Here is a 22,935-nt window from a genome sequence, read left to right as displayed (position 1 = left end):
CATGTTGGCTGCGAAATCAGGCGCTGTGCGCGCCATCCGAAAGAGATTTCACAAAGGTCAGCACGTCGGCCACAGGTTTACCTGCGCCGATCTGGCTGACGATCGCTGACCCGACCACCGCGCCATCCGACACCGAGGCAATATTGCGCGATTTCTCAGGCGTGTTGATCCCGAACCCCACGATCACCGGCAGATCGGTCGCGGCCTTGATGCGGGCAACCTCGGGGCCAACATCGGTTGCTTCTGCCTCGGCTGCGCCAGTGATCCCGGTGATCGAGACATAATAAACAAAGCCCGAAGTGTTTTGCAGAACGCGTGGCAGGCGTTTGTCATCCGTAGTGGGGGTCGCAAGGCGAATAAAATTCAGACCTGCCGCTTGCGCGGGCAGGCAGAGTTCTGCGTCCTCTTCGGGGGGGAGGTCCACCACGATCAAACCGTCAATCCCTGCCGCTTTTGCATCGGCCAGAAACGCGTCGACACCCCGGCTGTAGATCGGGTTGTAATACCCCATCAGGACAATGGGGGTTGTATCGTCCGTTTCCCGAAACGTTCGTGCCAGATCCAATGTGCGTTGCAAGGTCATGCCCCGCTCAAGCGCACGTTGGCCTGCGGCCTGAATAGTAGGGCCGTCGGCCATCGGGTCGGTAAAGGGCAGGCCCAGCTCGATAACATCCACGCCAGCACCAGGCAGGCCTTTGACCACTTCAAGCGAAGTGTCATAGTCGGGATCCCCGGCCATGACATAGGCGACAAAGGCTTTTTTGCCTTCGGCTTTCAGGGCGGCGAACTTGGCGTCGATACGGGTCATCGGATGTCCTTGCACTCGGGTTTCGACCTGATGTGCAGAAACTTTGACCGAAAATCAATCCCGCCCAGACAGGAATGGATCAGAAGCCCAGATGATAGCGTACCAGCAGGGCATTCACGCCCGGGTTCTCGTCATTTGTGCTGGCGTTGGATTTATGGGTAAGTGCGACAGATACGCTATTGCCATTGTTCAGGTTATAGCCAAGTCCCAAAAGGCTGCGAATCTGGAAATCGCCCCCCAGATCATTCAGGTCGTTGCTGGCGTTATAATACCCAGGCATCACGCTGCCTTCCACGAACCAGCGATCGCTTAGCGCATACTGCCCGATCAGGCCCGCGCCGATATACGTGTCCCCATCCTCATCTACGGTTAGGGCCGCGCCCAAACCGGCGCGAAACCGCGTGGCCTGATGAAATGGCGTGTGGTGGTATTCGATCGAGATCAGACCCTGATCTTCAGATGTGTCTTCAGAATAGTCCGCGTATCCGGCACCAAAAACAACGGTCTGGGCTTGGGCTGACGCGCAGGCCGTTGCCGCCAGTACGGTTGCAAGAAAAAAGTGTTTCATCTGTGTCCGCCAACAAAAAGTGATCGTGCGCTATTAACTGGTATTCGTAGCCGTCGTTTTTCAATTTCGGCAAGAACACGTTTTCCAAACAATTTTGTGATGTGGCGAAATTGACTCTGCCAAAGAGCCGCCAGCAATCCCTTGCGCAATCAGGCGGACCTGCATAGAAGCTGCGATCGTATTCTATGCAGGAGGCCGTGATGGGCTTTAAAATGGGAATCGTGGGTCTGCCGAATGTCGGCAAGTCGACCCTGTTCAATGCGCTGACCAAAACCGCAGCTGCGCAGGCCGCGAACTTCCCGTTCTGCACCATCGAGCCAAATGTCGGGGATGTTGCGGTTCCCGACGCCCGCCTCGACAAGCTGGCGGCGATTGCATCCTCAAAACAGATCATCCCAACGCGGATGACTTTTGTGGATATCGCGGGTCTGGTAAAAGGCGCGTCAAAGGGCGAAGGGCTGGGCAACCAGTTTCTGGCGAACATTCGCGAAACTGATGCGATTGCCCATGTGCTGCGCTGTTTCGAAGACGGCGACGTGACACATGTAGACGGGCGCGTTGATCCGGTTGCGGACGCTGACACGATCGAAACCGAACTGATGCTGGCCGATTTGGAAAGCATCGAAAAGCGTCGGGCCAATCTGGTGCGCAAGCTGAAGGGCAACGACAAAGAAGCGCAACAGCAGGATCGCCTGCTGGCCCAGGCGCAGGCCATGCTGGAAAGCGGCAAGCCCGCACGTCTGGTCGAAGTCAGCGACGAAGACGCCAAGGCGTGGACGATGTTGCAACTTCTGACCACCAAACCGGTTCTGTACGTCTGCAACGTGTCCGAGGAAGACGCCGCAAAAGGCAACGAATTCTCTGCCCGCGTGGCCGATATGGCTGCTGCTCAGGGCAATGCCCATGTCATCATCAGCGCCAAGATCGAAGAAGAAATCAGCCTGCTGGATGAGGACGAAGCCCAGATGTTCCTTGAGGAAATGGGACTGGAAGAGCCCGGCCTCGACCGTCTGATCCGCGCCGGTTACGATCTGCTAAAGCTGGAAACCTATTTCACCGTCGGCCCGAAAGAGGCCCGCGCCTGGACCATCCGCACCGGCACCGCTGCACCGCAAGCAGCAGGTGTGATCCATGGCGATTTCGAAAAGGGCTTCATCCGCGCCGAGACCATCGCCTATGACGACTATGTCGCTGCCAATGGCGAACACGGCGCGAAAGAGGCGGGTAAGATGCGGGCAGAGGGTAAAGGCTATATCGTCAAGGACGGCGATGTGATGCACTTTTTGTTTAATACCTGATCAATTGGGCTGTTCCTGTCGGGTGAGCGGGGTATCCTGCCTTATCCGCAGCATTGGAGCTTTCCTTGATCGAAATCCGCGACCTGCAACTGCTCAGCGCTTTGGCGCGGCATCGGCATTTTGCCAAGGCGGCCGAGGAGTGCGGGATTTCACAGCCTGCGTTTTCTATGCGCATCCGCAATCTTGAGGATCGGTTGGGTGTCTCCATCGTCCGCCGCGCCAACCGCTTTCAAGGGCTGACCGAAGAGGGCGAGATGATCGTCCAGCGGGCGCGGCGCATTCTGGACGACACCAAGGCGCTGGAACAGCAGGTGCTTGCTGCCAAGGGCGAGATTACGGGCACACTGATCCTTGGCGTGATCCCGACCGCAATCGCCTTCACGGGGCGGTTGGTCAAAAGGCTGCGTGACGCGCATCCTCGTATCGTCACACGCATTGAAACCATGTCCGCCACCGCAATTCAACACCGGCTGGACGAAGGCAGCCTTGATGCCGGGGTAACCTATGGTGACAGCATCGGTACCGATTTCCGACAGGTTCAACCCCTTTACGAGGAAACCTATGTGTTGTTGGTGCCCACGCATTTGACGGACCAGACCGGCCCGATTCCGTGGGCGCAGGTCGCAGAATTTCCGCTCAGCCTATTGGAGCCGCAGATGCAGAACCGGCGAATTCTGGACCGGGTGTTTGCCGAACAGGGGCTGCACCCTGACATCGTGGCCGAAACCAGCGGTTTCACGGCTTCGATGGTCATGGTGCGTGAAGGGCTGGCAGCGACGGTTGTCCCTCGGGTTTTGGTGCGCGCGCTGGGCGATTTGAAGGGAACGAAAGTGTTGCCGCTGATTGAACCTGTTGTCAGCAAACCGATTTGTCTGGCAACCCTCAGCCGGGATCCCGAGCTGCCAACCGTCAAGGCTTTGCGGGATGTGGTGACCTCTTTGCGGTGATAAGGCGTCGTTATCGTGCGATTGCGAAAAGCGATTTGACGATATGTTTGCCTGATGAGAGACGGAACCTCAATCGGAGGGCATCATGGCACCATTAGATACCAAGCCATCAGGCACACCCAAGGGCGTCTGGAAGTCAGGTAAAGGCAAGGGGCGGCACACACCCAAGGGCCGTCAGTTCACGGATGAGGCGCAGGCTGAAATCACACGCCTGCTGGGTGATCGCCCGCGTCGCCGCGACCTGCTTATCGAGTTTTTGCATTTGATTCAGGACGAACACGGTCATATCAGCGCCGACCATATTGCGGCGCTTGCCGTGGAAATGCGGATCGGTCAGGCCGAGGTCTATGAGACCGCGACTTTCTATGCCCATTTCGATGTGGTGAAAGAAGGTGAGACGCCTCCTCCGGCATTGACCATCCGGGTTTGTGATTCCCTCTCCTGCGAAATGGCCGGTGCCCAGCAGTTGCAGAAGGCGCTGGAAGACGGTTTGGACCCTGCCGAAGTTCGCGTTGTTCGCGCGCCCTGCATGGGGCGTTGCGATACCGCTCCGGTATTGGAGATTGGCCACAACCACATCGACCATGCGACCCCCGAAAAGGTGCAGTCGGCGATTGCGGCAGGGGACACCCATGCGCATCTGCCCAACTATGAGACCTTCGAGGCCTATGAGGCCAACGGCGGCTACACCAAGCTGAAAGATCTGCGCGACGGCGGGAACTGGGAAGAAGTCCAGGAAACTGTTCTGGCCTCGGGCCTGCGTGGTCTGGGCGGTGCTGGCTTCCCGTCGGGCAAGAAATGGGGCTTTGTTCGCATGAACGACGGCCCGCGCTATCTGGCCGTGAACGGCGATGAGGGTGAACCCGGCACATTCAAAGACCGCTATTACCTGGAGCGCACACCGCATGTCTTCTTGGAAGGTATGCTGATCGCGGCATGGGCGGTCGAGGCCGAGACCTGTTTCATCTACATGCGCGACGAATACCCGGCAGTACTGGAAATTCTGCGTCGTGAGATTGCGGCATTGGAAGATGCCGGTATCGTCGCAAAGGGTTACATCGACCTGCGACGGGGTGCCGGTGCCTATATCTGCGGCGAAGAATCCGCGATGATCGAATCGATTGAGGGCAAGAAAGGCCTGCCGCGCCATCGTCCGCCGTTCGTCGCGCAGGTTGGGGTCTTTAACCGTCCGACCTTGGTGCACAATGTCGAGACGCTTTATTGGGTCTCAAAAATCTGCCGCGAAGGGCCGCAGATTCTGAACTCTGTTGAAAAGAACGGCCGCAAGGGCCTGCGCAGTTATTCGGTCTCGGGGCGTGTGGCGAAGCCGGGCGTTTACCTACTGCCCGCAGGTTCGACCATTCTTGATGTGATTGATGCCGCCGGCGGCATGGCTGATGGCTATGTGTTCAAGGCGTATCAACCGGGCGGGCCGTCGTCAGGTCTTCTCCCCTCGGGCATTGACGACGTCCCGCTCGATTTCGACACGCTTCAGCCGCTTGGCACTTTCATCGGGTCTGCCGCCGTTGTGGTTCTGTCCGATCAGGACACCGCCCGCGATGCTGCGCTGAACATGCTGCGGTTCTTCGAGGATGAAAGCTGTGGCCAGTGCACCCCCTGCCGGGCAGGCTGCGAAAAGGCGGTCAAGCTGATGCAGGCCGACAAGTGGGATACCGATCTGTTGGAAGATTTGTGCCAGGTCATGGGTGATGCCTCGATCTGCGGTCTGGGGCAGGCGGCCCCGAACCCCATCCGTCTGGTCATGAAACATTTCGCTGACGAAATCTGAGGGAGACAGAGCCATGCTTGACGCAAGCCCAACCAAGACCGTCACCTTCAACCTGAACGGCGATGACGTCACTGTGCCCGAGGGCACCACGATCTGGGAAGCGGCCAATGGCCGGGGCCTGGTGATCCCGCATCTGTGCCACAAGCCTGCACCGGGATACCGCCCCGATGGCAACTGCCGCGCCTGCATGGTCGAGGTGGAGGGCGAGCGTACTTTGGTCGCCTCGTGCATCCGCCCGGCGGCCGATGGGATGGTGGTCAAGACCGACACCGACCGCGCCGAAAAATCGCGCGCCATGGTGATGGAATTGCTCGTGGCTGACCAGCCCGAGCAGCCGCATGACGTATCCAGCCATTTCTGGGATATGGCCAAGTTGAACGATGTCAGCAACAGCCGCTTTCCTGCGAAAGAGGCCGAGAAAATCCCGCTGCTGGATGACAGCCATGTGGCGATGCGTGTCAATCTGGATGCGTGTATCAACTGCAATCTTTGTGTTCGGGCCTGCCGCGAAGTGCAGGTGAATGACGTGATTGGCATGGCCGGTCGTGGTCATACGGCGCAGGTGGTGTTTGACCAGAATGACCCGATGGGTACCTCCTCCTGTGTTGCTTGCGGTGAATGTGTTCAGGCCTGTCCCACCGGTGCGCTGATGCCTGCGACCGTGCTGGACGACCAGCAGCAGGGGGACAGCAAGGATTACGATAGCGAGACCGAAAGCGTCTGCCCGTTCTGCGGTGTGGGCTGCAAGGTGTCGCTGAAGGTCAAGGACGGCAAGGTGAAGTATGTCGAGGGCATCAACGGCCCCGCAAACGAAGGTCGTTTGTGCGTCAAAGGTCGCTTTGGCTTTGACTACATCCACCACCCACACCGCCTGACCAAACCGCTGATCCGGCGCGAGGATGCGCCCGCCAAGGGTCTGAACGTCGATCCGGGCGATCTGTCGACCCATTTCCGTGAAGCGACCTGGGAAGAGGCGATGGATCTGGCCGCGACCAAGCTGATGGCCCTGCGTGCCAAAGACCCACGCTCGGTTGCAGGCTTCGGTTCGGCCAAGTGTACCAACGAAGAGGCGTATCTGTTCCAGAAGTTCATCCGTCAGGGCTTCAAGCACAACAATGTCGATCACTGCACCCGTTTGTGCCACGCCTCATCCGTTGCGGCGCTGATCGAGAATGTGGGTTCGGGCGCGGTGACGGCGACCTTCAACGAGATCGAGAACGCCGATGTGGCGATCATCATCGGTTCAAATCCGATCGAGAACCACCCTGTCGCGGCGACCTATTTCAAGCAGTTCGCCAAGCGTGGCGGCAAGCTGATCGTGATGGACCCCCGAGGCGTTGGTATGCGCAAGTTCGCCGACGAAATGCTGCAGTTCCGCCCTGGCGCGGATGTCTCGATGCTGAACGCAATCATGAACGTGATCGTCGAGGAAGAGCTGTATGACAGCCAGTACATCCATCGCTGGACCGAGAACTGGGAGGCCGAGAAAGAGCACCTGCGCGCCTTCACGCCCGAAGCGATGGCACCGATCTGTGGTATTGAACCGGATCAACTGCGCCGGGTCGCCCGCACCTTTGCACAGGCCAAAGCGGGCCTGATCTTCTGGGGCATGGGCGTCAGCCAACATATTCACGGCACCGACAACTCGCGCTGTCTGATTTCGCTGGCTCTGATGACCGGCAATGTCGGTAAACCCGGCGCAGGCCTGCACCCGTTGCGAGGGCAAAACAACGTGCAGGGCGCATCGGATGCGGGCCTGATCCCGATGTTCCTGCCGGACTATCAGTCGGTGACTGACGACGGTGTTCGCGCCAAGTTCAATGATGTCTGGCATTCGGATGACTTTTCGAACGAGAAGGGTCTGACGGTGACCGAGATCATCGATCAGGCATATGCGGGCAACATCAAGGGCATGTATATTCAGGGTGAAAACCCGGCCATGTCCGATCCGGATGTGAACCACGCCCGCGCGGCACTGGCCAAACTGGATCTGATGATCGTGCAGGACATCTTCCTGACCGAGACGGCGAACTATGCCGATATCATCCTGCCTGCCTCGGCGCTCTATGAAAAGAACGGCACGGTGTCGAACACCAACCGTCAGGTACAGCGTGTACGGCCTGCCGTTACCCCTCCGGGTGAGGCGCGCGAAGATTGGAAGATCACGGTTGAGCTGGCACAGCGCATCGGGCTGAATTGGGACTACACCGATGTGTCGCAGGTCTTTGCCGAGATGAAACTGACCATGGCGTCGCTTGACAACATCACGTGGGAGCGTCTGGAGACCGAGACGATTACCTACCCGTCGCTCAGCGAAACCGATCCGGGTCAGGCCATCGTGTTCGGGGATGGTTTCCCCCGTTCGGGCGGCAAGGCGAAGTTCACTCCCGCCAGCGTCATTCCGCCGGATGAGGCCCCGGACGAGGAATACCCGATGATCGCCACCACTGGCCGTCAGCTGGAACATTGGCACACCGGCTCGATGACCCGCCGGTCCAATGTTCTGGACGCGGTGGAGCCGGAGGCGAACTGTTCGATGAATCCACGTACGCTCAAGCTTATGGGAATCGAGCCGGGCGATATGATCCGCCTGACCACACGTCGTGGTTCGATTGAGATCATGGTTCGCGCGGACCGGGCGATTGCCGAGGATATGGTGTTCATCCCGTTTGCCTATGTTGAGGCGGCGGCGAACATTCTGACCAACTCGGCCATCGACCCTTATGGCAAAATCCCCGAGTTCAAATTCTCGGCCATTCGCGTCGAAAAGATCGAAAGCGCAGTTGCGGCTGAGTAAAACCAACACATATCAAGCAAAGAAGGCGGCCAGATGGGTCGCCTTTTTCTTTTCTTGACAGGCGCTTGCGCTCGACCAACCCTGTCGTAGATGTTGGTGGAGGAATTTCTTATGGCACGCCGTTTCGTCGATCTGTCCGTTCCGTTGGAAACCGGGATCGTGTCTGACCCGCCAATCATGTTGCCGCAAATTGAATATCTGACCCATGATCAGACGGCAGAACAGGTCATGTCTTTCTTTCCGGGTCTGGAACGGCAAGACCTGCCGAACGGTGAAGGATGGGCAATCGAACGGTTGCAGATCGCGACCCACAACGGCACGCATCTGGATGCGCCGTATCACCATCATTCCACGATGAACAAAGGTGAACGGGCAATAACCATCGACGAAGTGCCGTTGGAGTGGTGCATGAACCCCGGCGTCAAGCTGGACTTTCGGCACTTCGAGGATGGGTATGTCGTTACCGCGGCAGATGTCGAAGCCGAATTGAAGCGCATCGGCCACGACCTTTGCCCGCTGGATATCGTCGTGGTCAACACTGCTGCAGGGACACGTTATGGCGCGCCGGATTATCTGGCCAAAGGATGTGGAATGGGGCGCGAGGCGACGCTTTTTCTGACTGAACGTGGCGTGCGTGTCACCGGCACCGACGCATGGAGCTGGGATGCCCCGTTTCCGCTCACCGCTCAGGAATACGCTGAGACCCGAGATCCATCTATAATCTGGGAAGGCCACCGCGCGTCGATGGACATCGGGTATTGCCACTTGGAAAAGCTGACCAATCTGGAAGATTTGCCGCCCTCAGGGTTCGAGATTTCCTGTTTCCCCTTCAAGATTAAAGGGGCCTCTGCCGGATTTGTCCGGGCAGTTGCAATATTTGACGAACAAGACGCGCAGTAAAGGGGGCCAGATGCAGCCGACTACGACACCTCCTGGCGGGCATGATGGCCCGTACGCTGCGCCGGTGGAAATTCGCGGCTTTGAAGTACGGCCCGAATGGATCGACTATAACGGCCATATGAATGTTGGGTTTTACGGTGTCGCCTTTGACATGGCGTTGGAAAAGCTGATGGTTGACCATCTCGGGCTGGGCGAGGTGCAGGTCAAGGCGTTGGGGCAGGGGCCTTACATCCTGCAGTCTCATCTGCATTTCGTGCGGGAGGTCAAAGACGGTTCATCGTTTTATTTCAGGTTCCGTATGCTGGATGCTGACAGCAAGAGAGGACATTATTTCGCACAGATGCTTTTGGCAGAAACTGACGAGATTTGCGCGACGCAAGAGGCGCTTTTTATGAATGTCAGCCACAGCTCCGGGCGCTCCGAGCCCTATCCGGATTGGGCAGCGGCGCGTCTTGCGCAAATGGTGGATGACCATAAGTCTCTGGGACTGGCTTCGCAGATCGGCCAACCGATAGGAATTCGCCGGGAATAATTTTGGAGGTCGGAAGCGATCCTAATAGTCCTTTGAAAAGAACACTCCGATGCCCGTTTCGCCGCGACCGTCAACCGTGCCCTTGACCGAGAAATTGTCGGTGACATCAAGGTTCAGGTTCACCTCGGTATCGCCTTCGGTATTGACGGTAAAGTCGGTATAGAGGTTTTCACCCAGATAGGCCCCGGCACCCAATCGGCCCGCGCCACCGTCTGACGCACCAACATCAATCGTATCAACACCGGTAGAGTCGCGTAATCCCTTGGTCGCGTCCCCTCCAGCACCGCTGAGTTGCGCCAGCGACGCGGCCATCTGAGCAATCAGGAAGGGTGAGATTTCCGAGAACCTGTTCCCAAAGAGCAGCATCGCCAGTGCCTCTTCCGCCGGGCGTTCGGGATCGGAAAACACGCTGACCTCGGGTGAATCCAGCGGCCCTGCGATTTCGATGGTCGCGGTGCCGTCCGAGGTGCTGGCAGAGGATTCAAACTCGATATAAGGCGTCAAGTCACCCTGTAGGGTCACGATGCCTTTGGTCAGGGCCAGCCTGCGGCCCAGAATATCGAAATTACCGCGGATCAATTCAATCTGACCTGATGGGACCACCGAGGTCGTGGTGCCACCAATGGAAATCCGGCCACCCAGTTCGGCATTTACACCGCGCCCCCGTACGAACACGGCTTTGGGTGCCAGCAAGTTGATGTCCAGTGCTATTCGGGATGTGCTTTGGCCCTTGTCTTTGGTGGTTACAAGACCTGCACGCTCGCGCGTGATGAAACTGGCACCGCTTTCGTTGACATGCTGTATTTCGGGGATCGGTGCGGCACCTACAGCCCCCGAAGCCGCAGCGAGGTTGATATTGGTCTCACCAAAGGTGATCTGCCCAGCCAGCGAACTGTTCCCGGCTAGAGCGCCGGTCATCGCAATCTGACCGTTCAAAGTCGTCTCGAATAAAAGCCGATCGGTCAGGACGAGGCTGTTGATTGTTGTCGTGATCTGCGCATTGAACGGGGGCGTCAGATCGACAGGTCCATTGACGGTAAAGCCACCACCGGCCCGCACCCCGCCGTTCAGCGTGATGGTTGCACGGCTTTGCGCCAGATCCACCTGTCCGTTGATCCCGGTGATGGTCTGGCCTGCGCCGGGAAGTGCAAGGGATGTTCCCGAAGTGGTAATCGATCCGCTTAGGGACGCCAGATCAGCCGGGCCTTTGAGGGCTAGATCAAAACGCGCGGACCCCTCAATCTTTCTAGGCGTGATGAAGACGTTTGCTATCCCCAGGTTTACGCCACCCTTCGCTGAAATATCTGTATTGCTGCTGGTTTCATCAAAGGTGCCTGCAACCGTGCTGACGATGTCTGCGGGACCTTGCGCCTTGGCGTCGATGGTCCAAACGCCACTGTCCCGCTTTGCATTGCCCGCAGCGGTAAGGGTGCCGGGAAATTCTGGCACAAACCTTTCGATGCGGTTGAACTTGGCATCGAAGTCCAGATCAGCGGATCCATTTGTGTCCACCGTACCGGACACTTTGGCATAGGAACTCTCTGGCCCAAGCAAGTGTGCGGTTCCTTCGAGCCCGGACCGTGTCGGAGCGACGTTGCCGTCCAGTTTCAGAGGCCCGGAGAGTGTTTTTGACAGCCGCCCCAGATCATCCAGCGCTGCGGAAAAGGTCAATCCGCCGGCATCGCGGTCCAGTTTGCCGGATGCATCCGCAGAAAGGGCGGTGCCGATCAGCTGGAATGTGCGAATATTCAGACCGGCCTCGTCATTCACCGCATCCACCGTCAGGTTCGTTCGCCCCTGGATCAGGTTGTCAACTGCATTGATGCCGGATTTGATGTCATCAGCAGCCAAGTTGCCTTTGATGTCAAATGCCTTGCTGCCAACCGTACCTTTGCCTGCGACGTCCGCGATGATCGAACCTGCAAGATCTCGCCCGGCAAGAGTTGAAAAAGTTGACAGGTCCGGGACGTTCAGACTGACCTGCCCGTCCACGGCCAATGCATCCGTCGGATCATCAATTGTTGCCGCGGCGCTTGCCACAATGGCTGAACCTTTGATCACCGCGTCGCGGATTTCAATCTGCTTCTGGCTCAGCGCGCCGTCGAAATTTATCTCGGTCCGACCGACCAGCAGCGGGTCAATCTCGGGTAGGCCCGTTTTGATGTCCCGGCTCATCACGCTGGCTGTGCCATCAAACTCGAGCGTCTGAACAGTGCCTTTGCCGTCCAGTTTCGCCTGTACCGCACCGCCAAGCTCACGTTTGGCGAGGCCCGAGAACACGGAAAGATCCCGCGCGTTGACTGTTGCTTGCCCGTCAATCGTCACGCTGCCGTCAGGGGTGGTAACCGTACCATCAGCCTGCGCGCGCAGAGTATCGCCGATCAGCGTAAAATCCCGGATCGTTACGCCATCTGGACCGCGTTTTGCGTCCAGCGTGATTGTTGTGTTGCCCCGGATCACTGGGTCAATGTCATCGCGCCCTGTGGAAAGACCGCGCCCTTCGACCTCCAGCTTGCCATCGAAACTGCCTTCAAGCGGCGAACCCTGGCCCGTGAGCCGGGCAGAGGCCTGACCGCCCAGTTCCAGCTGCGCCAGACCCGAAAACCGTGCCAGATCGGTCGCCTGCAATGTCGCGGTTCCATCGACGGCCAAACCACTGGACAAGCCGCTGATCTCGGCATCAACGCCCAGTTCATAGTCCGAGCCGACCATCTCGACCCCGGACACGTTCAGGGTCAGATCCCTGCCATACTGGAACGTACCGTCCAGCGTAATGCGGTCTCCAATAGCTGCGTTCAGGGCATCGTCAGTCAGGTCGATACCGTCCAAAGCAGCTTGCAAATCACCGTCGATCCGCAAAACGTCACCCTGTTCCAAAGTTCCCTGCGCCGTAATTTGCGCGCGTTGCAGGTTCAGGGTATCGGATTTTACCGCGTTAGCGGTCAGACTTAGATCCCAGAGATTGCCGTTTTTCTCATCAAACAACGCAGAGACCTGCGCAGCTTCGATCGATGTGTCGCCACCTGACAACGGAAGGACGACGCTTTGCCCCTCGGGCGGTGTAATGCGTCCTTGCAGGGCCGCCAGTTGCAGCCGACCGCCCGGCGCCAGTTGCAGCGCCCCTTTCAGGTTCAGTGCCTGAGAACTGAGTTCCAGATCACTGATATCCAACGCGCCTTCAGGCAGGGTCCGTCCATCCACGATCAACTGCGTTTTGGGGCCGAAAAACGTATCCATTTTTTCAGCAACAAAAGGTGTCAGGTCACCACCCAGATCCGCGGTAAAGGCGATGCCCTCCTCCGCGCTAGCCGCGGCTGTTGGGGCCGAACGCAACCGAACCTGTCCGGTCACTCGTGGCTGCCCATCACTGCTCAGGCCGATATCGGCCGTAAAATCCGTCACCGGCCCGGACCCTTTCGCGGACAATCCGATCGGGGGACTGTCCGGCATTTTCAAAGCGGTCGAGATCAGACCCCCCGCGGCTTCGGTGACCTGAAGGTCAAGATCGATCTGGCTGTCAGTGTTCCTAAAACCCGCAGCTATGGAGATTTGATCACCGGCCCGATCCAGTCGGGTGATGTCCAGTTTGGTGTCCAGCGTCCCGTCGGCCAGCGACAGGTTGCCATTGACGGCCAGTTCCGCCGCAACGCCGATCAAAGGTTTGCCCAAGGCCAGCTCGCCAATGTGGATTTCGCCGATTTCGATGGCCACGGGCAGTTCAGGCAGTTGAAAAGCTTGGGTCTCGGCAGAAGCGGACGGTGTGTCCTTGGTCGTGGTGCCCGGCGCACGGGCGACGTCGATTTCTTGTGCGGTCAGCGCGTTGACCGAGAACCGCCCACGAATCAACGCCAACCGGTTCCAATCCAGTTCCGCTCCCCGGATGGTCAGCCAGACCCCTTCATCATCGGCCACCGTGATCTCGGTAATGGTGGCGCGTGAACTCAGCGCGCCTTGCAGACCTTTGACGGTAACATTCTGATCGTCGCCCGACAGCGTGTCCTGTAGGAACCGCTCGATCATGCTGCCGCCTTCGTCCTCCTGCGCGGGGCCGGCCACTGGCACAAGCATCAGCGTGCCAATCAGCAGAAGGTATGAAAGGTGCCGCCTCAAAACGCTTGCCCGATCCCGATATAGAATTGCAGACCGTTGCCGCTGGAGCCGCTTACCGGGAAGGCCAGGTCAAACCGCAGGGGTCCGAAGCCGCCCAAATCATATCTTACGCCGATACCGGCACCTGCATGATCTTCCGCGCCACTTCCTATAAAGGAAGAGGTATCGACGACACCGTAGTCGTAAAACCCAACCAACGACAGAGAATCTGTCACCTTGCCCCGGATCTCGCCTGAAAGTCCAAGGAACGATTTGCCGCCTGCGACACCGGTCCCGACCGGGATGCCAAGGCTTTCATAGGGTTGCCCGCGCACGGTTCCTGCACCACCGGAAAAAAACAGAAAGTCGGGTGTAACGCCATCTGCTGGCGGGCCAATGACTGATCCAAGTTGCGCCCGCGCTGCCAGCACAACCCTGCCGCCGGTTCCAAGGCTGGTATAGATCCGGCCGTCGACAAACAGGCGAATGCCCGTATCGGTGCCGGAAAAGCCAATGAAAGGCATGACTTCGGAATCCAGATAATAGCCGCGCGTGGCGCTGACTTTATTGTCGCGTTCATCCCTTTCCGAGCGGAAGGGCAGGATAAAGTACCTGAACTTGCGGCCACTTCCATAGGCGTCGTCAGCATCTGACCACTGTAACCCAGCCGAGGCTTCGGCATAGAGCGTGTCCGAGAATGTGCGGCGCGCACCATATACCACAGACGCAACCGATACATTGTAGTTTTCAGTGTTGCGGCGCTCCAGCAACACGTTCCAGAATGTATTGTCGTCCGGACCCAGACGATCGGGCTGATCCAGACGCAATCCGATCCGCCCATCAAGATCTTCGGAACCACCGATATTTCGTATCGCGGCCTCAAAACGCAGACGCTCCGCGCGTTTGAACATGTTTCGATGTGTCCAGGTCGCGGTCACGTCGAGACCGTCGCGCGAGGCCAGCTCGAGCCCAAAGGTCAGCTGACGCTTTGGTAGGTCTTCGAATGTGGCGTCGAAATCCAGTGTCCCGTCGGGGTTTGCTGTCTCATGTTCCTGCAATGAGACGACGTTGAACGTGCCGGTTCGGCGCAAACGCGTTCCAACCTTCTGGATTTTTTCTGGTGAGTAAACTTCCCCGCTTGGGAAACCGGCGATTTTTTCGATGGACCGGTGGCGCACATCCGTGTCGCCCTTAATGAACATTCTGCCAAACGTCAGCCTGCGCCCCGGGTCCAGATCAATCTGCGCATCCAGACGGGCCTGTGCGTGACGGGCGATAATGGTCTGATCCTCAATTTTTGCTTTTGCGTGGCCTGCATTCCGCCAACCCTGCACACCGTCCGAGCCTGCTTTTTGAATGACCCCTGTTGTTGCTAGTTTGCCGGGGGCGAAACCTTCGGGCAGCACGGTGCCAGACGCCAGGGGCTGAACAATGGCCGTGCCGAATTTGAAGCTTGGCCCGGTTTCAACGGTAATTGCGGCCCTGTTGATCTGGGCTGGCACAGTCAAAGAGCTCAACTCAGCGGCTTCCTGCCCGTCAAGCTTAATGCTGACAACCGGGCTGAAATACCCTTCGTCATACAAGATCTGCACAAGCGTGCGGTAATCCGACAAGGCGGCAGAAAGGATCTCAAGTGGCGTATCCAGACCCCGCTCTTCCGCTGTTGTCACCGATGATGTCTTTTTCAGACGTTCAACAAGTTCCTTTGAAGCGCCCGGCGCCGTCAGAGAGGTTTCCAGCGCCATCAGAGCGGTCGGGGTCAGTGCCATGACAATGGCACTCAGCCAGCACTTCAAACGGCCTTGCGGCATGCGCCCTTGCATGAATAGCCCCAACTGTCCCAGTTCCAGATCTCAGCTACCGTGTGATGCACGGTCTTATAGTGTCAGGTTAGAACATCTGAATGCCGTTGGGAAAAGGGATAAACGCGGGATCGGGAAATTTTGGTCGAATTGTCCCGGCCTTTGCTGACACAATCGCTTTGCCGCACCTCGATTGGCAGACCGGAATTGCCGCAGTCCGGGCCAAAGCCAACCGTATACAACCAATGTCCTGGCCAGTCCTTGGCTTCGGCCCTGTGTAATTCACTAGGCAAACGGGCGGTTCTTCGGTATTCCCAATATATTGTCAACTGGTATCAAAAAAACCGAAAAAATGTCCTATCTCGACAACATCCGAACCTTTGTCAGGGTTTACGATCTGGGCAGCATGTCTGCGGCCGGGCGAGATCTGAGGATTTCGCCAGCGGTGACATCGGCGCGAATATCGCAGCTTGAGGACCATCTGGGTGTACGTCTGTTCCAGCGCACCACACGTAACCTGTCCCCGACAGAGCAGGGAAAAGCATTCTACCCCGGTGCGGTGGCGGTTCTGGATGCGGTGGACGAGGCCGAGGCTCAGGTCACGCATCTGACCGAGGCACCGCGCGGGTCGTTGTTCGTGGCGTCTCCACTGGGGGTGGGGCGGCGATTGCTGGCACCGCATGTGCCTGAATTTCTTGCAGAATACCCCGAGATTGATGTCCGCTTGCGCCTGACGGATCGCTCGGTTGACCTGACGACGGAAGGTCTTGATCTGGCGTTTTTCATTGGCCAGCCCGAGGACAGCACGTTGCGTATTCGCAAGATTGCCGACTGCCAGCGTGTATTGTGTACTGCGCCGGATTATGTGGCGCGGCGCGGTATGCCTAAAACCGGAGCTGACCTGATTGCCGACAAGCATGAATGCCTGAATCTGCGCTTTCCGGGTGCGACCGAGTTTCAGTGGATGCTGAAAACGACCGATGGTCCGAAACGTTTTGCCGTGTCCGGGCGCTTCGAATGTGATGATGGGGATGTTTTGACGGACTGGGCGTTGTCCGGTCAAGGCATTGCAATGAAGCCGGTTTTCGAGGTGGCCGAGCATCTGAAATCCGGTCGCCTCGTACCGGTTGCGACGGAAACTCCGCCTGTTCCAGTTCAGATGGCCTGCCTATACACGCATCGGCGCCATCAGGACCCAAAGGCACGCCGGTTCATGGATTTCATGATTGAACGGATCAGTAAGGTAGTCCGCGTTACAGAATACCCTATCGCGGGGCCTAAACCATAGGCACTGACCCGACGCTGTGCACGAAGGTAAGTCCGGTCACGGCGCGGCCATCAGGCAGGCCACGTCCAGCATGCGGGCCGAAAAGCCCCATTCGTTGTCGTACCAGCCAAAAACGCGCGCCTGATTTTCACCGACCATGCGGGTTTCTGGCCCGGCGATGACCAGCGATTCCGGGCGCGCCCGCAAATCGGAGGACACCAGCGGCATATCCGTCCAACCCAAAACCGGCGACGCGTCAATGGCCTGACGCAAAGCATGATCGAAATCCTCGGCCCTCATGCCGCGTTCCAATGTGACCACGAGGTCGACCGCCGAAACGCTGGCTGCCGGGACGCGAACTGCGGCCCCCGAGATGCGCCCGGCCAGATGTGGAAGGACCACGTCGATCAGGTGTGTGGCGCTGGACGTTGTCGGAACCATGGACAACGCACCAGCCCGCGACCGGGCAAGGTCGCCGCGCGGGGCGTCAACCATGGGCTGGCTGTTTGTATAGCAATGGATGGTTGTCATATGGCCTGACAAAACACCACCAATGTGGTCCAGCACTTTGACCAGCGGTGCAAGCCCATTGGTTGTGCAAGAGGCGTTCGATACGATCCGGGCGCTGCCCAACTGATCCTCGTTCGCCCCCAGAACGACGGTTATGTCGGCCGCGGGCGAAGGGCCCGAGATCAGGACCTTGCTAGCGCCCGCAGATAACCCGCGACGCGCCACGTCGGATGTGCGCGCGACCCCGGTACAGTCCAGCATCACGTCAACGCCGGACAGGTCAACGCGTGTCAGATCGACACTGTGGGTCATAGGAACAGAGCGCCCGTCCACGATCAGCGTTTCATCCCCCTGTGACACATCGCCGGGATAAGGGCCGAAGGTGCTGTCGTATTTGAACAGGTAAGCGCAGGTCTCCAGCGGCGCGATGTCATTGATCAACACCAGCTCGATATCCGACCCTTCGGGCAGGGCCAGAACCTGCCGCAGGATCGTGCGGCCAATGCGGCCGAATCCGTTTATCGCGAGTTTCATGCGCAAGCTATGGCAGGGCGTCGGGGCGACCTCAATGCCTGATCAGCAACAGCTTACTTGCAACTGACCTGAGAAAAGAACTGACCCGAGATATTCTGGTACATGCTGTTGAAGATCACCTTGCAGCCCGTCGCTTGTTGAATGGCAACAATAGCTTGCGTCGTGCGAAGGCGTGGGGGCGGGCCGAACGGGTTCAGGTTGTTGTTGTCGCGTGTGGCGCGATAAATGACCGGTGCGTCAGCGACCTGTGTCACAGCCCAGTTGCGGCTCATGACGAAGACGGATTTGGTCTCTTCCCCCGCAATGGCGGGTGCTGTGTGTAGGATTGCAGAGGTAGAGAGTACGGCAACGGGTATCAGGGCAAGGCGCAGTTTCATGGACAAATCTCCAATGCACTAAACAAGAATTTACCTGGAGTTCAGCAAATTCCGACCCTTGTGTGAAGCCCTGGGATAAAAAATCACTGCGATTTCCAGCCAGACCAGCGTTTAGCGGTGCGACAGGGACAGGGGCATATGCCGGTTGACGTCCTTGTAAAGCAGATACCTGAATCGACCCGGCCCCCCTGCGTAACAGGCTTGCGGGCAAAAGGCGCGCAGCCACATGTAATCTCCGGCCTCAACTTCGACCCAGTCCTGATTGAGACGATAGACCGCTTTCCCTTCCAGAACATAAAGCCCGTGTTCCATCACATGAGTTTCGGCGAAGGGAATGACCCCGCCCGGTTCGAAATTGACAATGTTCACATGCATGTCATGGCGCAGGTCCTGTGGGTCTGCGAACCGCGTGGTGGACCATCGGCCTTCGGTCCCCGGCATTTCGACTGGCGTCACATCGCGTTCATTGGTGATGATCGGGTCTGGCGCGGGCAACCCGGGAACAGCATCATAGGCTTTGCGGACCCAGTGGAACCGGGCTGCCGTCTGGCCAGTGTTCCGCAATGTCCAGTCGCTGCCGACGGGGATGTAGGCATAACCGCCTGTCTCCAACACATGGTTTTCCGAGTTCAGTGTCAAAGTCACTGTTCCTTCGACGACAAAAAGCACCGCCTGAGCTTGCGCGTCTGTCTCTGGCTGATCGCTGCCGCCGCCGGGCTGCACTTCCATGATGTATTGCGAGAACGTTTCGGCAAATCCGCTGAGCGGGCGTGAAAGAACCCACAGGCGTGTTCCTTCCCAGAACGGCAGATAGCTGGTGACGATGTCGCGCATCGTACCTTTGGGAATGACCGCATACGCGTCGGTGAACATGGCGCGGTCGGTCAGCAACTGGTTCTGGCCGGGATGGCCGCCGGTCGGGGCGAAGTAGGTCGGATGGGTCATTTGTCTGCCTCGGGATCGTTTGAATGGCACTATGGGCACAAAGGCGCGGCGCTATTAGGTCCTGACGCGCGATAGGTTTGTTCGGGATATTTTGAAGGTCGGCACCCCGGGGCTTGGCCCTGCTGAAACAGAGGTATATCCTTGGTCACAAATGATTTCAGTTCTGTGAGGCCCCTATGAAAGCCCAGTTGTTACCCATCATTGCCGCGTGTGGCGCCCTTTTGATGACCGGTTCCGCCGACGCCAAGTCACTCTCCCGAATCATAGCTGAGATGGGGCTGTCCCCGGCAGACTTTGAAGTGGTTAGTGAAACCTCGAATGCGCTTTTGAACAATGGCACGCCCTCTGTAGGGCAGGAACGGTCCTGGCAAAACGACGAGACCGGCTCAAAAGGAACGATCAGGGTGCAAAACGTTCAGGGCAACTGCGTCGGCCTTCAGCATGTCATCCAGCCGGAAGGCAGCGATCAAAGCCGAGAAATCAGAACCCGCCGGTGTAATGACGGTAACGGAAACTGGATCCTGACACCCTGATCTCTGACTTGGCTATCAGTACCCGAGGTCCCGGCTGACTTCGTGCAGCAGGGGATCGCCGGATTTGAGCCTGTGGTAGTTCTCGGCCACATCCGACAGTGCATCGCCCAGATACCAGCCCGAGACGTGCGGTGTGATCGTCACAGCGGGGTGCCGCCACAAGGGGCTGTCCTTCGGCAGCGGTTCCTGTGATGTGACGTCCAACACCGCATGGCCCGGAGAACCGTTATCCAGCGCCGCGATCAGTGCCGCCTCGTCAATCAGGTTTCCGCGTCCGGCGTTCAACAACTGACTGCCCGGCTTCATCGCGGCCAGCGTCTGTGCGTCAAACAGACCCACGGTTTGCGGCGTCGAAGGCAGGATGGCACAGACGTGATCACATTGCCCCAATAGCCGAGGCAGCGCGTCTTGCCCATGCTGGCAGGTGACACCATCGATGGACTTTGGTGAGCGGCTCCAGCCCATGACCTGAAACCCGACGGCACGTAACATGCGGGCAGTGCGGGCCCCGATATGGCCCAGACCCAGAACGCCCACAACCGTATCAGGTGTGAAAACGGGCGCGCGCGGCAACCACTCGGCGCGACTCTGGGATGCCTCGTGAAAGACCATGTGGCGCTGAGCGCGCAGAATATAGGCGAGAAACCATTCGGCAATGCCCTGCGCAGGCGCGTCTGGCTTCAATCGCGCCACACGGATATGCGGAGGCAGGTCCGGATGGCCAACTATGGTCTCAACCCCGGCCCCCAGCTTCTGAACCAGTTTCAGGTTGGGCAGCTTCGTCGGGTGATTGCTTTGCATGCTGACTACCGCCAGCATCGTAATGTCGTTGGGGTCGCCCAGCGTTTCGGGTGTGCGGATGTCGGCACCAGGCGCCAGGGCCTGTAAAGTGGCGGCGATTTCCTCATCCCCAATCCAGTCCGACAGCCCGGTTTCAATCAACAACGCCATATGCGAACCCCACTTGGATTTGATGTGGTGACGTCCCGTCACAGCGGTGGACAGGATCAGGTCTGTTAAGCCATCCTCGTGCCTAAAAGTACAGCCCGGTTTCAAAACCCGAAAAGGACAGTTTCGTGAAGATACCACTCACCGCGCACCGGGGAAACCACGTTACATCGCAATCGGTTACCGGTATGAGTGAGCCGAGGCACACAACGCAGCGAATGACCAGAGGGGACTGATGGCAGGGCTCGACTTCACGGATCAGACCTATTTTCATCAGCGCGAGGATGGGGCGTTTGTAGGACATGATCCTGCACGCGGTCCGTGGTCTGCCGATCATTGCCACGCAGGGCCTGTCAGCGGGTTGATAGTGCGGGCAGCGGAAACTGAGGTTGGCCCCGAAAAGATGCTGACCCGCCTGACAGTTGACCTGTTGCGCCCTCTGCCCTTGGCCGGGTTGCGGGTTGCCGCAGAAACCACGCGCCATACCAAGACGCTGGCGACCACACGGGTTACGGTGCACGACCTGGATGACACACTCTGCGCCACGGCCACCACCATGCATCTGGCGCGACGCGATCTGGGCGCGGTGGCAAACGTCGAAATCAGTGCGCCACAGTTGGAAGACGCAGTAGAAGGTCCTTTTCCAATCGGCGAGATTCGTCATGATTTGAAGGGGTTTGCCCACTACAGTGACATCCTTTATCCCAAAGACGGCAAACAGGGGGCCGGACCGAAAACGGTCTGGATGCGCACCCCAAAGCTGTTGAGCAGCGAAGATCAGTCGCCCATTCAGGCACTGTGCCCGTTGGCGGATTGCGGCAATGGAATCTCGTGGAATGCTCCGACGTCGGAGATGGGGTTCATGAACACCGATCTGACCGTGAATATCCACCGCGAACCGGTGTCAGATTGGCTGGCGTCCCGTTCGGTTTCACACTGGCAACCTACGGGCATCGGCATGTCTCAGTCGGTGCTTTTTGACACGCAGGGTCCTGTAGGGACGGCCCTGCAAACACTGGTGCTGTTCCCGCCAGTCTGAAGGTCGGCTGGTTTTCGCAGGCGTGTGTAAAGGCCGTTGTCGCCGTGTCCCTTCAGACCTATCTTGCGCATATGCGCTGGCTGTTCACTGTCATGACCTGTTGCCTGCCGATCCCGGCCCTGTCGCACCCGCATGTCTTTATCGACACCGGGCTGGAATTCATCGTGGATGAGGCCGGTCACCTGACCCATATCCGGGTGACTTGGGCATATGACGAATTCTACTCTCTGCTTGTTCTGGAAGACATGAATTTGGATCAGGATGCCGACGGCATTTTGACGAAAAGCGAAGAAGAACGTCTGAGCGGGTTCGATATGCAATGGGTCGAGGGGTATGACGGCGACCTCGTGCTCACCAAAGACGGAGCGCTGGTTGCTCTGTCCGGTCCATTAGAGCCCAGTGCGACAACGGAAGATGGGCGGGTCGTGACCACCCACATGCGCGCGGTCGAAGGCGACGCGATACTTGCCACAGGGCTTTCCGCCAAGGCATTTGATGAGTCCTTCTATACGGCCTACGAGATTACGCGCCCTGTAACCGTGACGGGCCCGGCTTTATGCCGGGTGGATCGTAACGATCCCGACATAGACGGGCAGCTTGCACAGATGCAGGCGTTTCTGTTGACACTGGACGCGGATTACGACCTGGAGGAAAACGATATTCCATTGGTTGGTGAGAACTTTGCGACTGAGATCCTCGTTTCATGTCCCGTTTCCTGATTGTTCCGGTCGCTCTGGCCTTTGGTTTGCTTCTTTGGTTCTGGGGCAGTGGTGGGTTTGACAGCCTGGCAAGTTGGGCAGCCGGAGAGCAGCGGGACTTTCAGAACCAGATCGCGCGGTCCTTGCGTGCCGCGCGTGCGGAACAGCCTCAGGCGGTGGCCACGCTTCTGACCGTCTGTTTCGCCTACGGGTTCTTTCATGCCGTGGGTCCGGGCCACGGGAAGGTTTTGATCGGGGGCTACGGTTTGGGTCGGCGTGTTGCCTTCTGGCGGTTGTCGGCGATTAGCGTATTGTCCAGTTTTGGACAGGCGGTGATGGCGGTTGTGCTGGTCTACGCGGGGGTGCTGGTCTTTCAGATGTCCCGCGAAAGCCTTGTTGGGACGACCGAACAGGTGATGGCTCCGATCAGCTACGGAGCCATTGCGTTGATTGGGCTTTGGTTGGTTGTACGGTCTGTGCGCAATTTCGCACGACAACGAAAAAAGCATGTCCCTAACGATCACACCCATCAGCACCATCATGATGACGGAGAC

The 22,935-nt window shown here is 58.2% G+C and carries 19 protein-coding genes; 11 read left to right on the top strand and 8 right to left on the bottom strand.

The window, feature by feature from the left end; translation table 11 throughout:
• Positions 1-16 precede the first annotated feature (16 nt).
• A complete protein-coding gene (gene trpA, locus AC2FLZ_RS05065; protein WP_480518752.1) occupies positions 17-808 on the bottom strand; it encodes a tryptophan synthase subunit alpha in 792 nt (263 codons plus the stop codon).
• A gap of 79 nt (positions 809-887) precedes the next feature.
• Positions 888-1,376, bottom strand: a complete 489-nt coding sequence (locus AC2FLZ_RS05060) for an acyloxyacyl hydrolase (protein ID WP_496881904.1) — start codon at positions 1,374-1,376, stop codon at positions 888-890.
• A 200-nt stretch (positions 1,377-1,576) separates the two neighbouring features.
• On the opposite strand from AC2FLZ_RS05060, the gene ychF reads away from it, so the two are divergent.
• From ychF to AC2FLZ_RS05030, 6 genes are all read left to right on the top strand, one after another.
• Complete coding sequence (ychF, locus tag AC2FLZ_RS05055) at positions 1,577-2,674, top strand: redox-regulated ATPase YchF (RefSeq protein WP_496881903.1); 1,098 nt, start codon at positions 1,577-1,579, stop codon at positions 2,672-2,674.
• Between the two features lie 65 nt (positions 2,675-2,739).
• Positions 2,740-3,621, top strand: a complete 882-nt coding sequence (locus tag AC2FLZ_RS05050) for a LysR family transcriptional regulator (protein WP_480476813.1) — start codon at positions 2,740-2,742, stop codon at positions 3,619-3,621.
• An 85-nt stretch (positions 3,622-3,706) separates the two neighbouring features.
• The gene (locus AC2FLZ_RS05045; RefSeq protein ID WP_496808823.1) at positions 3,707-5,410 is read left to right on the top strand and encodes an NAD(P)H-dependent oxidoreductase subunit E; all 1,704 of its coding nucleotides are present in this window, start codon (positions 3,707-3,709) and stop codon (positions 5,408-5,410) included.
• Positions 5,411-5,423: 13 nt separating this feature from the next.
• Positions 5,424-8,207: a formate dehydrogenase subunit alpha gene (gene fdhF, locus AC2FLZ_RS05040; protein WP_480622793.1), complete on the top strand. Its 2,784-nt coding sequence runs from the start codon at positions 5,424-5,426 to the stop codon at positions 8,205-8,207.
• 111 nt (positions 8,208-8,318) lie between these two features.
• Positions 8,319-9,107, top strand: a complete 789-nt coding sequence (locus tag AC2FLZ_RS05035) for a cyclase family protein (protein ID WP_496808825.1) — start codon at positions 8,319-8,321, stop codon at positions 9,105-9,107.
• A 10-nt stretch (positions 9,108-9,117) separates the two neighbouring features.
• Positions 9,118-9,639 (top strand): thioesterase family protein, encoded by a 522-nt coding sequence (locus AC2FLZ_RS05030; protein WP_496808826.1) that lies wholly within the window; start codon positions 9,118-9,120, stop codon positions 9,637-9,639.
• Positions 9,640-9,660: 21 nt separating this feature from the next.
• On the opposite strand, the gene AC2FLZ_RS05025 is transcribed toward AC2FLZ_RS05030, so the two are convergent.
• Complete coding sequence (locus tag AC2FLZ_RS05025; RefSeq protein WP_496881902.1) at positions 9,661-13,749, bottom strand: translocation/assembly module TamB domain-containing protein; 4,089 nt, start codon at positions 13,747-13,749, stop codon at positions 9,661-9,663.
• Positions 13,746-15,551, bottom strand: coding sequence for an autotransporter assembly complex protein TamA (locus AC2FLZ_RS05020; protein WP_496881901.1), 1,806 nt, complete (start codon positions 15,549-15,551; stop codon positions 13,746-13,748). The genes AC2FLZ_RS05025 and AC2FLZ_RS05020 overlap by 4 nt, the downstream gene beginning before the upstream one ends.
• A 331-nt stretch (positions 15,552-15,882) precedes the next feature.
• Between AC2FLZ_RS05020 and AC2FLZ_RS05015 the strand changes: the two genes are divergently transcribed.
• Positions 15,883-16,818 (top strand): LysR family transcriptional regulator, encoded by a 936-nt coding sequence (locus AC2FLZ_RS05015; RefSeq protein ID WP_496881900.1) that lies wholly within the window; start codon positions 15,883-15,885, stop codon positions 16,816-16,818.
• A gap of 36 nt (positions 16,819-16,854) precedes the next feature.
• Here the strand turns inward: AC2FLZ_RS05015 and AC2FLZ_RS05010 are convergent, their stop codons facing one another.
• The 3 genes from AC2FLZ_RS05010 to AC2FLZ_RS05000 form a co-directional block, all read right to left on the bottom strand.
• On the bottom strand, positions 16,855-17,841 hold the full coding sequence (locus AC2FLZ_RS05010) for a type I glyceraldehyde-3-phosphate dehydrogenase (RefSeq protein WP_496881899.1): 987 nt from the start codon (positions 17,839-17,841) through the stop codon (positions 16,855-16,857).
• A gap of 53 nt (positions 17,842-17,894) precedes the next feature.
• The gene (locus tag AC2FLZ_RS05005) at positions 17,895-18,218 is read right to left on the bottom strand and encodes a hypothetical protein (RefSeq protein ID WP_480554517.1); all 324 of its coding nucleotides are present in this window, start codon (positions 18,216-18,218) and stop codon (positions 17,895-17,897) included.
• Between the two features lie 111 nt (positions 18,219-18,329).
• Positions 18,330-19,163, bottom strand: coding sequence for a bifunctional allantoicase/(S)-ureidoglycine aminohydrolase (locus AC2FLZ_RS05000; protein ID WP_480554515.1), 834 nt, complete (start codon positions 19,161-19,163; stop codon positions 18,330-18,332).
• 224 nt (positions 19,164-19,387) lie between these two features.
• Here AC2FLZ_RS05000 and AC2FLZ_RS04995 point away from each other — a divergent pair, with 224 nt between their 5' ends.
• On the top strand, positions 19,388-19,696 hold the full coding sequence (locus AC2FLZ_RS04995) for a hypothetical protein (RefSeq protein WP_480473761.1): 309 nt from the start codon (positions 19,388-19,390) through the stop codon (positions 19,694-19,696).
• 15 nt (positions 19,697-19,711) lie between these two features.
• Here AC2FLZ_RS04995 and AC2FLZ_RS04990 read toward each other — a convergent pair whose 3' ends face one another.
• Positions 19,712-20,647, bottom strand: coding sequence for a 2-hydroxyacid dehydrogenase (locus AC2FLZ_RS04990; RefSeq protein ID WP_480554513.1), 936 nt, complete (start codon positions 20,645-20,647; stop codon positions 19,712-19,714).
• Between the two features lie 232 nt (positions 20,648-20,879).
• Between AC2FLZ_RS04990 and AC2FLZ_RS04985 the strand changes: the two genes are divergently transcribed.
• From AC2FLZ_RS04985 to AC2FLZ_RS04975, 3 genes are all read left to right on the top strand, one after another.
• Positions 20,880-21,683 carry a thioesterase family protein gene (locus AC2FLZ_RS04985; RefSeq protein ID WP_496715072.1) on the top strand — a complete coding sequence of 268 codons (804 nt, stop codon included), beginning with the start codon at positions 20,880-20,882 and terminating at the stop codon, positions 21,681-21,683.
• A gap of 44 nt (positions 21,684-21,727) precedes the next feature.
• Entirely contained in the window at positions 21,728-22,402 is a 675-nt protein-coding gene (locus AC2FLZ_RS04980; protein WP_496715073.1) for a DUF1007 family protein, read from the top strand.
• On the top strand, positions 22,387-22,935 hold a 549-nt coding region (locus AC2FLZ_RS04975), incomplete at its 3' end, for a nickel/cobalt transporter (protein WP_496881898.1). The genes AC2FLZ_RS04980 and AC2FLZ_RS04975, both read left to right, overlap by 16 nt.

Source organism: Ruegeria sp. YKSF131 (assembly GCF_059612645.1).
This window is presented reverse-complemented; position numbering and strand designations above follow the sequence as displayed.

Coding starts and splice junctions, on each gene's coding strand:
- AC2FLZ_RS05045 (WP_496808823.1), top strand. CDS start 3,707: ATGGCACCATTAGATACCAAGCCATCAGGCACACCCAAGGGCGTCTGG.
- AC2FLZ_RS04985 (WP_496715072.1), top strand. CDS start 20,880: ATGGCAGGGCTCGACTTCACGGATCAGACCTATTTTCATCAGCGCGAG.
- AC2FLZ_RS05020 (WP_496881901.1), bottom strand. CDS start 15,551: ATGCAAGGGCGCATGCCGCAAGGCCGTTTGAAGTGCTGGCTGAGTGCC.
- AC2FLZ_RS05000 (WP_480554515.1), bottom strand. CDS start 19,163: ATGACCCATCCGACCTACTTCGCCCCGACCGGCGGCCATCCCGGCCAG.
- AC2FLZ_RS04995 (WP_480473761.1), top strand. CDS start 19,388: ATGACCGGTTCCGCCGACGCCAAGTCACTCTCCCGAATCATAGCTGAG.
- ychF (WP_496881903.1), top strand. CDS start 1,577: ATGGGCTTTAAAATGGGAATCGTGGGTCTGCCGAATGTCGGCAAGTCG.
- AC2FLZ_RS04990 (WP_480554513.1), bottom strand. CDS start 20,647: ATGGCGTTGTTGATTGAAACCGGGCTGTCGGACTGGATTGGGGATGAG.
- AC2FLZ_RS05035 (WP_496808825.1), top strand. CDS start 8,319: ATGGCACGCCGTTTCGTCGATCTGTCCGTTCCGTTGGAAACCGGGATC.
- AC2FLZ_RS05010 (WP_496881899.1), bottom strand. CDS start 17,841: ATGAAACTCGCGATAAACGGATTCGGCCGCATTGGCCGCACGATCCTG.
- AC2FLZ_RS05060 (WP_496881904.1), bottom strand. CDS start 1,376: ATGAAACACTTTTTTCTTGCAACCGTACTGGCGGCAACGGCCTGCGCG.
- trpA (WP_480518752.1), bottom strand. CDS start 808: ATGACCCGTATCGACGCCAAGTTCGCCGCCCTGAAAGCCGAAGGCAAA.
- AC2FLZ_RS05015 (WP_496881900.1), top strand. CDS start 15,883: ATGTCCTATCTCGACAACATCCGAACCTTTGTCAGGGTTTACGATCTG.
- AC2FLZ_RS05030 (WP_496808826.1), top strand. CDS start 9,118: ATGCAGCCGACTACGACACCTCCTGGCGGGCATGATGGCCCGTACGCT.
- AC2FLZ_RS05005 (WP_480554517.1), bottom strand. CDS start 18,218: ATGAAACTGCGCCTTGCCCTGATACCCGTTGCCGTACTCTCTACCTCT.
- fdhF (WP_480622793.1), top strand. CDS start 5,424: ATGCTTGACGCAAGCCCAACCAAGACCGTCACCTTCAACCTGAACGGC.